Source organism: Paraburkholderia phenazinium (genome assembly GCF_900141745.1).
Classification (GTDB): Bacteria; Pseudomonadota; Gammaproteobacteria; order Burkholderiales; family Burkholderiaceae; genus Paraburkholderia; species Paraburkholderia phenazinium_B.
This window is the reverse complement of the sequence record NZ_FSRM01000002.1, coordinates 1,985,310-1,999,806: the sequence shown is the minus strand read 5'-3', so window position 1 is coordinate 1,999,806 and position 14,497 is coordinate 1,985,310. Positions and strand designations below refer to the sequence as shown.

The window sequence follows — 14,497 nt, the reverse complement described above, 5'->3', positions numbered from 1 at the left end:
CACGTATGAAAACTGATATCGCATCACCGCACTCGAGTCGAAGAGGTGCCGTCCTGGAAGTTCTCGCGGTCTTCCTCAAACTTGGACTGACGTGCTTCGGCGGTCCGATTGCTCATCTGGGCTATTTTCGCCGCGAATTCGTCGAGCGGCTTCGCTGGCTTGATGACGAAACGTTCACAGATCTGGTCGGACTTTGTCAGTTCCTTCCAGGACCGTCCAGTAGCCAGGTGGGATTTTCGATCGGCCTTCTGCGAGCAGGGTGGCTCGGAGGACTCGCTGCCTGGTGTGGCTTCACGCTACCCTCGGTCCTGCTGTTACTCTGCTTCGCTGCCATCGCCCCGAACCTGGGTGGCCCGGTCGGTAGCGGCTTGATACACGGTCTGAAGCTTGTCGCTGTCGCCGTCGTCGCTCAGGCAGTTTGGGACATGGCGCGTCGCCTTTGTCCCGATCACCGCAGAGCGGCCATCGCGCTCATCGCTATAGCGGTACTCAGCATTCTGACGACCGCTTATGCGCAACTCATCGTTATCGGCCTCGGTGCTGTGCTCGGATCTGCGTTGTGCCACACGACGGCATCGTCAGACGGCGGCCATGTACCACGACACACACACGAATTCCCTGTTTCCCGCACGGTGGGCGCCGCCGCGCTGATCCTGTTCTGTATCTTGCTGTTCGGGCTTCCTGTCCTTGACGGACTTCGCGCGGGTCAGGCATTCAAGGTCTTCGAGGCATTCTATCGTTCCGGTGCCCTGGTGTTTGGCGGCGGTCACGTCGTGCTGCCGCTTCTGCAACAGCAAACTGTCGCAACCGGCTGGGTCACTTCGAACGATTTTCTGGCAGGCTACGGCGCCGCGCAGGCCGTCCCGGGCCCCTTGTTTACATTCGCGGCATTTCTTGGATGGATGATGGTCAAAGCGCCGAATCACTGGACCGGCGCGTTGCTCGCTACAGCGGGAATATTTCTGCCAGGCCTTCTACTTGTGCTTGCAGCGCTACCTTATTGGCGAGCGCTGCGCGCTCGCCAATCGATGGCGGCAGTGCTTGCAGGAGTGAATGCTGCAGTCGTTGGACTCCTGGCCACCGCGCTGTACTCGCCGATCTGGACCAGTGCGATTCGCTCGGAACTCGACTTTGCCGTCGCGGCCATCGGCTTTTTCCTGCTGACGCGCTGGAAGATTCCACCGCTCGCCGTCGTTGTGGTCTGCGCGCTGGCCGGCATTGCCGAGGCGACCCTGCACTGAATCGACGATGCCCGCAGAAGCCCAGAGAGCATCCAGGGAGGAACTCGACGCTCACAGTGGACTACATCGATGCATGTCGCCTTGACTGCGATGGATAGCTCACGGCGCATTGAGTTGCTATCCGTATATGCCTGGTGTCAGAGTTGCGCCAGACCACCGTCGACGGCGACCTCGCTAGCGGTCATGAAACTGCTGTCCTGCGACGCAAGAAAGGCCGCCACCGCTCCGATCTCCGCCGGATCGGCCATGCGCTCGAGTGGCGTCATCGAGGCATAGGCCTTCTGACCTTCCTCGCCCAGCGCCTCCTTCGCGAGTTCCGTGGCCGTCGCGCCTGGCGACAGCACATTTACCCGGATGCCAGTGCCCTTGAGATCTTGCGCCCAGGTCCGCGCGAGGTTGCGCACGGCTGCCTTGCTCGCGCTGTATGCGCTCATTCCCGGCGCACCCGTGGTGCCCGCGCTCGATCCGGTCAGGATGATCGAACCGCCCTCGCTCATCAGCGGCAGCGCCCTCTGGATTGTGAAGATCGTACCCTTCACATTGGTGTCGAAGGTTTCGTCGATGTGCTCGGCGGTGATCTTGCCAAGCGGAAGCATGCTTCCCGCCCCGGCATTGGCAAAGACGATGTCGAGTGTTCCGCGCTCGGCTTGCACCGCCGCGTAGAGTCGGTCGAGGTCGGCCTCATCGGAGACCGAGCCTTTCACCGCGCGGACATTGGGCCCAAGTTCGGCGACAGTGGCGTCGAGCGCCTCCTGCCGGCGGCCGAAGATGAAAACGAAGGCACCTTCCTCGATGAAGCGTTTTGCTGCGGCCCGGCCGATGCCGGTAGCCCCACCGGTGATCACAGCGGTCTTTCCATTCAGTCTGGTCATCATGTGCATCCTTCCTTGGCGTGGTTGGGAAGCAGCGAACTGCTTACTTGAGACCAGTATGCAGTTCTGATAACCTCAGGACAAGTATGCACCTTTTGGTAACTGTCAAATGAATGACTGCTCTGAAAAATGCGGTGGCCGGTACTCCTACGGGCTCGCCGCCACCCTCAGCATCATCGCGGGCAAGTGGAAGCCGTTGATCCTTTACTTCCTGCTCGACGGCCCGAAGCGCTACGGCGAACTCAAACGCAATGTCCACGGTGTCAGCGCCAAAGTGCTGATCCAGCAATTGAAGGAACTGGAGGCCGATCGTGTGCTGGCGCGGACCGACTATAAGGAGGTGCCGCCACGCGTGGACTACGCGTTAACTCCGCTCGGTCGTAGTCTGGCCGATAAGATCGTCCCGCTATGCACTTGGGGAACCGAGAACATGGCAGAGATGGTGAACACTCTTGCCGAGCGCGACCGTTCGCTTTAGCAGAATATTCTGGAGAACCGCATGCGACCCTTCGCGTTCCTGGGAGGGCGCCTGCGCGTCGGCGCCGCGAACGGACTCCAGATAGAGGTCGAAGCCGTGAGTTGTGATGCCATTCAAAGAGGACACATTCAGCTCGCCTAGAGAGAGATTCAGTTATCAAGGAGTGCTGCAACCTGGCTCGCCGTCGCCTTGGCCGATTGCGGATTCTGACCGGTCACGGGGACCGGAATATCGGGCGTAATGCACTCTTTTCAATCCGGTCGCAGAATTTTCATACGCGACATAGCGGTCGCCACTGGTTGATCGCTTCACTATCTATGCGGTGTGACGGTCATCTTTAGTACAACACGGGACACCGCCGCGGTTGCCGCAAAATTCTCTCCTCGACGTACCGCATCGAATCGTTCTGGTTGCATGCACTAGCGGGATCGCCTCTTGCTGCGACCGATTGAGGACGCAGCACGTGACTTCACGTGGCTCGCGATGTTGAATTCGACGGAGAATGTCATGTCCCACGCCAATCGTCCCGCCCCTCCCTTTCCGGCACAGCAGCAAAGCGACGTGCCAGGACATACCGCTTCAATGGATCCCGTGCCGGATCACGGTGAGGAATCGTACAAAGGCTCAGGACGGCTCGCCGGCAAGGCGGCGATCGTGACCGGCGGCGACAGCGGCATTGGCCGGGCCGTCGCGATTGCCTTCGCGCGCGAGGGTGCCGATGTGCTGATCGCCTATCTCGACGAAGACGACGATGCCCACGAAACCGCGCACTGGATCGAAAAAGCTGGCCGGCGGGCCGTATTGTCACGTGGCGATGTGACGGACGCTCACCATTGCAACGCCATCGTGCAGCAGGCGGTCGATGCCTTCGGCAAGCTCGACGTACTGGTCAACAATGCCGCATACCAGATGACGCATGCCTCGCTTGACGAGATCACCGACGAAGAGTGGCATCGTACCGTCGATACCAATATCGGCGCCATGTTCAGGATCACACGGGCTGCGGTACGGCATATGAAACCGGGCGCGTCGATCGTCAACACGGCGTCGATTAACGCCGATCATCCGAATCCGGCCTTGCTCGTCTACGCGACAACCAAAGGTGCGATCCAGAACTTCACGGGGGGACTTGCACAACTGCTTGCCGGAAGAGGCATCCGTGCGAACTGCGTCGCGCCGGGACCGATCTGGACACCGCTGATTCCGGCAACGATGCCACCGGATAAGGTCGAAAAATTTGGCGCGCAGGTACCGATGAAGCGCCCGGGCCAGCCCGCCGAACTGGCACCCGCATATGTCATGCTGGCTTCTGACGAAGCGAGCTACATCTCCGGCGCGACCATCGCCGTCACCGGCGGTGCACCCATTCTCTAGGATTTCAGAAATCGGGGGCGCGCCGTCCAGGAATGTTCCTGTTGCCGAACCGTCCTCATCTCTTCATCGGGAGATCGCAATGAGCCAGACCGTTGGTGACTTCATCGTCGATCGACTCCATGCCTGGGGCGTACGGCGCATCTACGGCTACCCGGGAGACGGCATCAACGGCGTGTTTGGTGGACTGAACCAGGCAAAGGGAAAGATCGAATTTGTGCAGGTGCGCCATGAGGAAATGGCGGCTTTCATGGCATCGGCCCATGCGAAGTTCACCGGCGAGCTGGGTGTGTGCATCGCCACCTCGGGACCGGGTGCGTCGCACCTGGTCACGGGTCTGTACGACGCCCGCATGGATCACATGCCTGTGCTGGCCATCGCCGGCCAACAAGCTCGGGCAGCAATGGGCGGCCACTATCAGCAGGAGCTCGATCTGGTCTCGATGTTCAAGGACGTCGCCGGCGCCTTCGTCGAACAGGCGAGCGTGCCTTCGCAGGTACGCCATCTCGTCGACCGCGCGGTGCGAACCGCACTCTCCGAGCGTAAAGTCACGGCGATCGTGCTTCCAAACGACCTGCAGGACCTGCCCTACGAAGCGCCGGGCCGCAAACACGGCACACTGCATTCGGGTATCGGTTACCGCGCCCCGCGGGTCACGCCCTACCCGGATGACCTGCAACAGGCAGCGGACGTGCTCAATGCCGGCAAAAAAGTGGCCATCCTGGTCGGTGCCGGCGCACTGCACGCGACGGACGAAGTGATTGCTGTTGCAGAAAAACTCGGCGCGGGTGTCGCCAAGGCCCTGCTCGGTAAAGCGGTCTTGCCTGACGATCTCCCGTGGGTCACCGGGTCGATCGGCCTGCTCGGCACCAGGCCAAGCTACGACCTGATGACCGGGTGTGACACGCTGCTGATGATCGGCTCAGGCTTTCCGTATGCGGAGTTTTTACCGAAAGAAGGGGCTGCACGCGGTGTGCAGATCGATACGAAGGCCGACATGCTGAGCCTGCGCTATCCGATGGAAGTCAATCTCGTCGGCGACAGCGCGGAGACGCTGCGCGCGTTGCTGCCCTTGCTCGAACAGAAAGAGGACCGCGCGTGGCGCAAGAAAATCGAAGGCTGGACTGCTGACTGGTGGAATACGCTCGACAAACGCGCTCATGAACCCGGCAAAGACGGCATCAATCCACAGCGCAGCGTCTGGGAGCTGTCCCCGCGCGTGCCTTCCAATGCCATCGTCACGAGCGACTCTGGTTCGTGCGCGAACTGGTATGCGCGTGACCTCAAAGTGCAGCGCGGCATGATGTGCTCCCTGTCTGGCGGACTCGCGTCGATGGGTGCCGCCGTGCCCTATGCAATCGCGGCCAAATTCGCCTATCCGGAGCGTCCCGTGATTGCACTGGTCGGCGACGGCGCGATGCAGATGAATAACATGGCAGAACTGATTACCGTCGCAAAGTACTGGAAACAGTGGGCCAATCCACGCTGGATCTGCATGGTACTGAACAATAGCGACCTGAATCAGGTGACATGGGAACAACGCGCAATGGAGGGCGACCCGAAGTTCGAGGCATCACAGGATATCCCGTCGGTACCCTACCACCGCTTTGCTGAACTGATCGGGCTGCGAGGTATTTACGTGGACGACGCCGAGCGCATGGGCGCCGCCTGGGACGAGGCGCTCGCCGCCGACCGTCCAGTCGTGCTCGAAGTGAAAGCCGATCCGAACATCCCGCCGCTACCGCCGCACATCACGCCGGCGCAGGCCAAGGCTTTTGCGTCCACATTGATCCGGCGCGATCCGAACGAGGGCAACGTGATCGTCGAGACAGCGAAGCAGGTACTGGATGCGGTGATTCCCGGTCATCGCGACAAATGACGGCAACCGCGTTAGCCAGCAGATATCTTGCGCAAAAGTCAGATACTCTCCATTCAATCCATTCCTCGTGGCCGCTGCGGCATCATCGTAGTTCTGGGCAAGGTTTGCGTAATTGAGGGCGTCGTAGGTATTCAGGTTCACCGAGCCCGCGTACAGCTCTGGTGGAATGCTCTCCTTTGGAGAGCTTGCGCCGCTTTGGACAAAAGTGATGTTAAAGACCGTTAGCTTGCCCCGCCCGTTGCCGTCCTCAACAATCCGAAGGCTCGCATCGAAAGCGACCATCCCTCTGTAAAACCATGACGTATCCGGGCGTATCGGGACGCTCGAACGGCTCACTACGCAACATTTAGTTATACCGAACAAATAGATATTTATAAAAGTATCGACATTTCGATGCGGATAAAAATGGAGATGCCGCATGAAAAGGTTGATTACTTTCGCATCCGGCGTAGTCTTGTCCTACGTGTCCACCGCCGCCGGCTTTATCCAGAACAGGAATCGGGCGGCCTACACGCTGGCCGGCACGGCATATTCGGGCCTGGCGATCACTCCCGGCACTGACACGCGCGGCATCGGGGTCGGCCTCGTACACAAATTCCGAGACCACAGCAGAATTCCCGCCCGGCCCACTCGCAGCCGTTTAAAAAAATGCTTTAAGCGACAACCAATCGGGGCCGAAGCTGAAGCACGACCTCGACCTTGATCTGCAAGAGGTCCCAGCGCGGCGCCCGTTCGGGATGCGACACTCTCATCTCGCCGCAAGCAGATCCTCGATCATCACCGGCAGCTTGCGCACCCGCACGCCCGTTGCGTGGTACACCGCGCTTGTGATTGCTGGTGCGATCCCGGCGAGCCCGATTTCCGCGATACCCCGGGCGCCAAGCTCATTGAAGATCGTGTCGGGGTGGTGGAGGAAAGTGACGTCGAGTTCAGGCGTGTCGGCGTTCGTCGCGATGATGTAGTCGGCCAGATTACTGTTGATCGGCGCGCCTGACTGCGAGTCGTAGCTCGTGTGCTCGAAGAGCGCCATGCCTACGCCCATCACCACGGCACCCTCGATCTGGTTGCGCCCCGCCTTCAAGTTAAGGATGCGGCCGGCATCGATCACGGTCACCACACGCGACACGCGCAGTTGCGCGATCTCCGGCCGCCACGTCACTTCGGCAAAGTGCGCACCATACGAGTGGAGCGAATATTTCTTCTTGAGCGGGTCGTCGAAACCGCCTTTCGCGCTGCCGCTACCGGAGGCCGAGCGCATCTTCGCCGCGCACAGGATCTGCTGGTACGGCACGCCTTTCTCCGCCGGCTCGTGCTTGCGGTGTACCCGGCCATCGCTCATGCGCAGTTCGTCGGGGTTCATACCGGCAAAGGGAGAGTCGCTTAGCGTTCCGGCGCGCGTCAGCAAAACCTTTACCGCGGCGCGCGCTGCATCCGACACCGCCGGCACGAGTGACGCCGTTGCGGCCGAGCCTCCCGAGATCGGGCCAAGCGGCAATGCCGTATCGCCGAGACCGACTTCGATCCGGTCGAGCGGCAGGCCCGTCTGGGCAGCGACCAGCTGCGCGAGAATGGTATACGTGCCCGTGCCAATGTCTTGTGTACCCGAGACCACGCGAGCCGTGCCATCGTCGCGCAAATCCACAGTCGCCTCCGCCGAAAAGCGCAGGGCGGGCCAGCTGCACGCGCCCACGCCCCAGCCAATTACGACTCCGTCGTCGCGTTTCATCGAGCCGACGCCGGGCGTGCGTTGAGCCCAGCCGAACTTCTCGGCGCCGGTCCGAAGGCATTCGACTAGGTGCCGGGACGAAAAGGGCAAGCCGCTTGATTCATCCACCTCCGGCTCGTTGCGGATGCGCAGCTCAACTGGATCGATGCCGAGCTTGACCGCCAGTTCGTCCATGGCTGATTCAATGGCGAACAATCCTGGCACTGCGCCGGGCCCGCGCATGGCGGTGGGCGAGCCCACATTGCGCTTCACTGTCGTCGACGCAACGCGCAGGTTCGGTACGCTATAGAGGCCGGGAGTGAGTTCACCGCAGGTTTCGGCGTAGACATCGGCGATTGCTGTGTGATTCAGGTACTCATGCGCGAGCGAGCTGAGCTTCCCATCCTGGGACGCCGATAGCCGCACGCGCTGCTGCGTGAGCGGCCGGTGACCGACGTTCTGAAACATCATCTTGCGGCTGACAACGAGCTTCACGGGGCGGCCCGTATGGCGTGCCGCAGCCGCGGCCAGCAGCGAATGTGGCCACATCCAGAGTTTGCCGCCAAAGCCGGAGCCGAGATAGCGCGACACTACGCGCACTTTTTCCTTCGGAAGGCCTAGCATTTGCATGAGCGTCCCTTGATGATTCGAGACCGCCTGCGACGTCTCATAGAAGGTGTACGCGTCTCCGTCCAGGCGCGCGACGGTTGCGTGCAGCTCGATCGGGTTGTGCGTCTCGACGGGCGTCACGTAGGTTTCGTCGAGGGTAACCAGCGCGCTGGCAAAGGCCGCGTCCGCGTCCCCGCGCTCGCTTTCCACCGTCAGTTCCTCGTCGGTGGAGAGCGCCGTGCTCACGTCGTGCGGCGCCGTTTCATAACTCACATGGACGGCCGCCGCGGCTGCGCTGGCCGCCTCGAAGGTCTCGGCGATAACGAGCGCCACGTACTGGCCGTAGTAGCGGATCACGTCGTCCTCAAACGGCGGCCGCGCTTCGTCGACAAAGCCCGTATCCATGGAGTTGCCGGAAATGCGATAGAACTGGCCGATGTTGCCGCGATGCAGCACCGCATGCACCCCAGGCATCGCTTCGGCGGCGGCGAAATCGAGCGAGACGATTTTGCCCGCGGCTATCGCGCTGCAGACCGGCACGGCATGCAGCATGTCGGGGAAATGGATGTCGGAGGTATAGGTGGCTTCGCCGCTTACCTTCACGGGACCGTCGATGCGCGAATGCGCGCGGCCGATGACTTCGTGTACGGAATGGAGAACGTCGGACATGGTTGCTTCCTGTTTGGGGGACGTGCGGGATCAGGCCGGCGTCGTGACGAGCGTCAGCGCGTGCACGAGGCAGCGTTGCGCAAGCTCGACCTTGAAGCCGTTCTCCGATTGCGGCTGCGCATCAGCGAGGGCATCGGCTGCGGCGCGCTGGAACGCCTCCGCGCCCGGAGCGGCCCCTGTGAGCGCGGCTTCCGCCTCTCGTGAGCGCCATGGCTTCGTGCCCACGCCGCCCAGCGCCACACGCGCATGGCTTACCTTCCCGTCTACGACGGTGACAATTACCGCGGCGGAGGCGAGCGCGAACTCGTAAGACGCCCTGTCGCGCAGCTTGAGGTACAAGGAACGGCCGCCCGGCGCTGGCGGCGGCAGCGTTACGTGGGTGATCAGGTCACCGGGTTCGAGCACCGTCTCGCGTTCGGGGGTATCGCCCGGCAGCAGAAAAAACTCGTCAATGGGCACGCTGCGTTCGCCGCGCGCACCGTGGATGTGCACGGACGCCTCGAGAGCCATCAGCGCTACGTTCATATCCGATGGATTCGACGCAATGCAAGCATCGCTCACGCCGAGGATGGCCTGTGTACGGTTAAAGCCCGTCTTCGCGGCGCAACCCGAACCGGGGTTACGCTTGTTGCACGGCATGGCCGTATCGCGGAAATAGACGCAGCGCGTGCGCTGCAGGAGATTGCCGCCGGTCGTCGCCATGTTGCGCAACTGCGCGGAGGCACCCGAAAGCAGCGCTTGGGAGAGCACCGGATAGGCTCCACGGATCAGCGGATGATTGGCGAGATCGGCATTGCGCACGGTTGCGCCAATCTCCACGCCTCCAGCGGCCGTCGCTTCGATGGCGCCCAGCGGGAGGCGGCTGATGTCGACCACGCGGCCAGGCTTTTCGACATTGAGCTTCATCAGGTCGAGCAGCGTCGTGCCGCCCGCGAGGAAGCGCACTTCGGCACCCTGTTGTGCGGTATGGGAGGTCGCGCCAACGCGGATGGCATCTTCGACATTGGAGGCGCGGGACAGTTGAAAGAGTTCCATGGCACGCTCCTCAGGCCTTGCCGCGCACGATCTGGATCGCGGCGACGATGTTCTGGTAGGCGCCGCAGCGGCACAGATTGCCACTCATGGCCTCGCGTACGTCGGCATTGCTCGGGCCAACGGGCTCATCGAGCAACGCGACCGCCGACATGATCTGGCCCGAAGTGCAATATCCGCACTGATAGCCGTCGCATTCGACGAACGCGGCCTGCATGGCATGTAGCGACTGCGAATTGCCGATGCCTTCGATCGTCGTAATCTCGTCGCCTTCGTGATTTGCCGCGAAACACAGGCACGCGTTCACGCGTCGCCCATTGACGTGCACGGTGCATGCACCGCACTGGCCGTGGTCGCAGCCTTTCTTCGTGCCGGTAAGTAGCACGTGCTCGCGCAGCGCATCGAGCAGCGTGGTGCGCGGGTCGAGCGCGAGCTGGTACTGCTTGCCGTTTATCTTCAATTCAACGGGCATGGTCACCGGCTGGGTGGCACTCGTATGGCTTTGCGCCTGCGGGACCTCGGCCTTCGGCCCAACGGTCGGGTCGACAATACGGATGGGAGCGGACTGCTCGGTCATGACGGAACTCCTGACGGTTGGGACAAATCGCCCTGCTCGACGGCTGCCTCGAGGTAAGAACTTTGAGGTTTCTGCAAGCCAGTTGCCAAGCAAACCTCATTCCCGTGAGCGCTAATATTGGCGTGCACGGCTGGAATCCGCCAAGGGGTGCGCGCAAGGCGCAGAAACTTACGCCTGTTCCCGCCCGAAAAACGTGCAAATTCGCTTCTGATTGCTCCTGACGTGCCGGCGCCGCGTCGCGGCGCTTTCATTCTGCCCGTTGTCGCAAACGGGACAGGCGTTCTGATTGGTGTCACGGGCACTCCCGAATAGTTGAAACTGCGACCTTGGCGGAGGCGGTGGAGATGGTAGCGAACACGCCTTGGGCTGTCGCACACGACGTTGTCGAGGTGTTGCCGGTCAAGCCGACACAATAGGTCCACTCACACACGGGCCACGTTCTCGCGCGTTATTGGCCCGCGCGTGTCGAATAAGAGGCTAATGGCCTATCGGCGTTGCGGGACGGGAAACATGATCCGGACGTCAGGCGGAAGAGCAAGCACGTCGTTACCCACAAAGCGCTTTGAAATCAGCGACCTGGATGACGTCTACCGAAGATATTGGAATGCACGGAAAGCCCGAACTGGCGGAAGGCAGCCGATTCCAACGGTTGCCCGCAAAGCGCCGCCAGGTTTGACTCCCGCTCTGCCTTAACACGGACGCGCCGCGCGTCCCATTTTGATCCGCGTAAGAAAAAATTTTTTGCCTGCTGTAACCGTATCGGGCCACGTGACGAACTACCTTACAGATGCGCGAGGATAACGCATCGGTAGTTGCTGGACAGCAGGTTCACCCGATACACACATGGGCCGCATACGCCGCATTGGCCGCACCGGCCCGGTCAACAATATCCAAGGAGTCGTCATGAAAAGTATTGCAATCGCAGCATTCGCCGCAGCGTTGCTCGTCAGCGGTGGTTCGGCGTTCGCACAGGCGAGCGGCGCCATGTCCAATGATTCGATCTCGAAAGACGCGATGAGCAAAGACTCGATGGCCAAAGGTTCGATGTCCAAAGACTCAATGGGCAAGGACGCAATGGCCAAAGATTCGATGAGCAAGGACGGCAGCACGATGAAACCCGACGCGATGAAGAAAGACGACGCGATGAGCAAATAAGTGCTCAAGGTGCGTTCCCGGCATGCCGGGAACGCACCGCCGGATCGTCATGCCGCTTCGCTTATCCAGCGGGAGTCAGTCATGCGGGTAACATCATTTCTGTCTGTCGCCGCGGCGTTGATTTCAGGGAACTCCCAGCGTGCACCATCATGAAGCAAACGAAGTTTTCTCCCGCGTCGACGCCAATCCCGGAGATTCGACATGAATGCAATCCTTAAGCCCCGTGCATCGCACGACGCGGCGCGCACGATTCAACCCGCGTGGGTACGGATCACGCACTGGCTCAACGCGCTGGCTGCGGTGCTAATGATGCTGTCGGGCTGGCGAATCTACGACGCGTCGCCGGTGTTTCAGAACTTTATGATTCCGCCCGGCATCACGCTCGGCGGCTGGCTTGGAGGTGCGCTGCAATGGCACTTCGCGGCGATGTGGCTGCTGTTCTTCAATGCCCTCTTCTATCTGGCCATGAACCTCGTCACCGGACGGTTCATGTCGAAGTTTTTCCCGCTTTCGCCTCGCGCGATCTTGCACGACCTCGGCGAAGCGCTGAAAGGTCGTTTGTCGCACGCGGACCCGAGCCATTACAACGCGGTGCAGAAGTTCGCGTACCTGTTCGTGATGCTCGACATCGCCGTCTTGATCGTATCCGGTCTCGCGATCTGGAAATCGGTGCAGTTTCCGTTGCTGCGCGAATTGATGGGCGGATATGACCGCGCGCGCGTCGTTCACTTCTGCGCGATGTCACTGCTGGCCGGTTTTATCGTCGTCCATCTGACAATGGTCGCTCTTGTGCCGCGTTCGCTGCTTACGATGATTCGTGGCCACTAGCCGAGGTATTCCATTATGAAGCTATTCAAACCTTCCTCCTGGAGCGTCGATCACGAGTCGCTCAGTATCGACGTGCGTCGTAACCTCGATATGCCGTCACGGCGACTGTTCGGCAAGCGCATTATCACGCTCGGCGGCCTTGCGATGCTGACCGGATGCAGCCTGTCGGACGACAAGTCGGTTGAGACGTTTTTATCGCGCGTGTCGAGAATGAACGATAGCGTGCAGGGCTGGCTGTTTGATCCGAGCCGTCTCGCGCCGACCTACACCGAAGCACAGATCACACGCCCGTTCCCGTTCAATGCGTTCTATGGCATCGACGATGTGCCGCAGGTCGATGGCAGCGATTTCCGCCTGAAAGTGAGCGGTCTCGTGCAGGACAGGCGGGACTGGACTCTTGCCGATCTTTACGCACTTCCGAAGGCCGAACAGATTACGCGGCATATCTGCGTCGAAGGGTGGAGCGCCATCGGCCGATGGGGCGGCACACCGTTCTCGGAATTTCTCAAGCGCGTCGGTGCGGACACATCGGCGAAATACATCGGCTTCAAATGCGCTGACGATTACTACGAAAGCATCGATATGCCAACGGCGCTTCATCCGCAGACGCTGTTGACCTTTACGTATGACGGTCAGCAATTGCCTGCAAAATACGGTTATCCGATGAAACTCAGAATGCCCACGAAACTCGGCTACAAGAATCCCAAGCACATCATGGAGATCTTCGTAACCAACACGTTTCCGGGCGGCTATTGGGTCGATCAAGGCTATAACTGGTTTGGTGGATCGTGAGCCTCGCAAGCCCGAACGAAGACGGCCGTCCGCGCCGACCTGTCTTAGCAGCACGCGGCGGTGTTTCACCTGCAATGGCAACCCGACTGCCAGCGTCAGATGCCATGACACCCCTAAGCGCCAGTTGAGTCTGCGTCCGCCTGCCCCCGATGCTGCCAACCCCGATCATATCGATGTTGTCAGCGCGGTTAGCCACGCCGGACTGGCGGACAGGAGAAGGGTTTCCAGTTGACGGTCGAAGCCAGTGATGACGATCATCCCCATCACCACGAAGAGCGTACCGAGCGTCCAGCGGACCGTACTACCCCACGTGGCGAGTGTGCCCCGCATCTTCATGAGCGAAACTCTCGAGATCGTTCCGAGCAAAACCAGCGGCAATGCCGCACCCAAGCCAAACAGCGCCATCAGGATGGCGATGTGTCCGAGGTCCTGACCTTGTGCCGCCAGCGAAGTCGCCGCACCCAAAGTTGGCCCGACACAGGGGGTCCAAACGACTCCGAGCAGCAATCCCACCATCATCTGCCCGAGCAGTCCGTTTCCTTTCACATCGTCGAGCGCCTGCTGGCCCTTCACACCGATGACGGCGCTCAGCCGGGAGAAAGCCCTTTGAAGGGTGCCCGATAACATGACGAGGCCGAAAAACACCATCACGCCCGCTGCGCCGCGTCGAAGAACCTCAGGGTCCAGCCCAGCTGACGCTCCTAGAGTGGCGAGAAATATGCCAACACCCGCAAACGAAATAGCCAGCCCCCCTGCCAACGCGACGATGCCGAAGCGATGTTTAGCCAACGCTGACGTCGCGAGTATTGGCAGTAGCGGGAGCACACAGGGGGACAGTACCGATGCCGCCCCCGCGACGAAACCCAATCCGTACGTTGCGACGGCGAATTGCATCACAGCGCCTTTTCAAACACGGCCCGGATTGCAGCCTCCTGGGTTTGCCCTGTCGAACGCGCCACTTCGTGGCCGTTCTTGAAGACGACGAAGGTCGACTGCTGAGTCACCTTCAGTACTCTTTTCAGTTTAGTTTCCGAATCGAAGTCAGCTATGAAAACCGTCACCGCCTTCAGCTTGGGGTCGACAGAAAGACGGTCGACGATCGGCTGTTGAACCCGGCACGTGGGACACCAACTTGCATGCAGGTACACGACGGCAGGCAGGCCCGCTGAGACTGTCTGATCGAAGCTTGCCTGAGTAAAGGCCACCTCGCCCGCGAATGCAGTGGCTGATACGGCCAGGAGCGCTGCGCCCACGATATGTTTAACGAATGGCAACCGGTTCATGATTAG

Annotated in this window: 13 protein-coding genes; 7 read left to right on the top strand and 6 right to left on the bottom strand. The window is 60.8% G+C overall.

Translation table 11 applies throughout. The features are described 5' to 3' along the window. Positions 1-5: 5 nt before the first annotated feature. On the top strand, positions 6-1,241 hold the full coding sequence (gene chrA / locus BUS06_RS28845) for a chromate efflux transporter (RefSeq protein ID WP_074267773.1): 1,236 nt from the start codon (positions 6-8) through the stop codon (positions 1,239-1,241). Positions 1,242-1,378: 137 nt separating this feature from the next. Here chrA and BUS06_RS28840 read toward each other — a convergent pair whose 3' ends face one another. After that, a complete protein-coding gene (locus BUS06_RS28840) occupies positions 1,379-2,113 on the bottom strand; it encodes an SDR family NAD(P)-dependent oxidoreductase (RefSeq protein ID WP_074269345.1) in 735 nt (244 codons plus the stop codon). A gap of 109 nt (positions 2,114-2,222) precedes the next feature. Here BUS06_RS28840 and BUS06_RS28835 point away from each other — a divergent pair, with 109 nt between their 5' ends. The 3 genes from BUS06_RS28835 to BUS06_RS28825 all read left to right on the top strand — a co-directional run bounded on the left by BUS06_RS28835 (position 2,223) and on the right by BUS06_RS28825 (position 5,841). Continuing rightward, a complete protein-coding gene (locus BUS06_RS28835) occupies positions 2,223-2,591 on the top strand; it encodes a winged helix-turn-helix transcriptional regulator (RefSeq protein ID WP_074267772.1) in 369 nt (122 codons plus the stop codon). A gap of 507 nt (positions 2,592-3,098) precedes the next feature. After that, on the top strand, positions 3,099-3,965 hold the full coding sequence (locus BUS06_RS28830; RefSeq protein ID WP_074269344.1) for a glucose 1-dehydrogenase: 867 nt from the start codon (positions 3,099-3,101) through the stop codon (positions 3,963-3,965). A gap of 79 nt (positions 3,966-4,044) precedes the next feature. Beyond that, on the top strand, positions 4,045-5,841 hold the full coding sequence (locus BUS06_RS28825; protein WP_074267771.1) for a thiamine pyrophosphate-requiring protein: 1,797 nt from the start codon (positions 4,045-4,047) through the stop codon (positions 5,839-5,841). A gap of 748 nt (positions 5,842-6,589) precedes the next feature. Here BUS06_RS28825 and BUS06_RS28820 read toward each other — a convergent pair. Genes BUS06_RS28820 through BUS06_RS28810 form a run of 3 tightly spaced genes read right to left on the bottom strand, consistent with a single transcriptional unit; the run spans position 6,590 to position 10,433 of the window. Continuing rightward, positions 6,590-8,824 (bottom strand): xanthine dehydrogenase family protein molybdopterin-binding subunit, encoded by a 2,235-nt coding sequence (locus BUS06_RS28820; RefSeq protein WP_074267770.1) that lies wholly within the window; start codon positions 8,822-8,824, stop codon positions 6,590-6,592. A gap of 30 nt (positions 8,825-8,854) precedes the next feature. Further along, entirely contained in the window at positions 8,855-9,859 is a 1,005-nt protein-coding gene (locus BUS06_RS28815) for an FAD binding domain-containing protein (protein ID WP_074267769.1), read from the bottom strand. A gap of 10 nt (positions 9,860-9,869) precedes the next feature. Continuing rightward, positions 9,870-10,433: a (2Fe-2S)-binding protein gene (locus BUS06_RS28810; protein ID WP_074267768.1), complete on the bottom strand. Its 564-nt coding sequence runs from the start codon at positions 10,431-10,433 to the stop codon at positions 9,870-9,872. 903 nt (positions 10,434-11,336) lie between these two features. Between BUS06_RS28810 and BUS06_RS28805 the strand changes: the two genes are divergently transcribed. From BUS06_RS28805 to BUS06_RS28795, 3 genes are all read left to right on the top strand, one after another. Beyond that, positions 11,337-11,588 (top strand): pentapeptide MXKDX repeat protein, encoded by a 252-nt coding sequence (locus BUS06_RS28805; protein ID WP_074269343.1) that lies wholly within the window; start codon positions 11,337-11,339, stop codon positions 11,586-11,588. 201 nt (positions 11,589-11,789) lie between these two features. Further along, positions 11,790-12,416 (top strand): cytochrome b/b6 domain-containing protein, encoded by a 627-nt coding sequence (locus BUS06_RS28800; protein WP_074267767.1) that lies wholly within the window; start codon positions 11,790-11,792, stop codon positions 12,414-12,416. Between the two features lie 15 nt (positions 12,417-12,431). Beyond that, complete coding sequence (locus BUS06_RS28795) at positions 12,432-13,208, top strand: molybdopterin-dependent oxidoreductase (RefSeq protein WP_074267766.1); 777 nt, start codon at positions 12,432-12,434, stop codon at positions 13,206-13,208. Between the two features lie 165 nt (positions 13,209-13,373). Here BUS06_RS28795 and BUS06_RS28790 read toward each other — a convergent pair whose 3' ends face one another. Both BUS06_RS28790 and BUS06_RS28785 read right to left on the bottom strand, forming a co-directional pair. Continuing rightward, positions 13,374-14,102 carry a cytochrome c biogenesis CcdA family protein gene (locus tag BUS06_RS28790; RefSeq protein ID WP_074267765.1) on the bottom strand — a complete coding sequence of 243 codons (729 nt, stop codon included), beginning with the start codon at positions 14,100-14,102 and terminating at the stop codon, positions 13,374-13,376. Next, on the bottom strand, positions 14,102-14,491 hold the full coding sequence (locus BUS06_RS28785; RefSeq protein WP_074269342.1) for a thioredoxin family protein: 390 nt from the start codon (positions 14,489-14,491) through the stop codon (positions 14,102-14,104). Before BUS06_RS28785 ends, BUS06_RS28790 begins: the two co-directional genes overlap by 1 nt. Between the last annotated feature and the right edge of the window lie 6 nt (positions 14,492-14,497).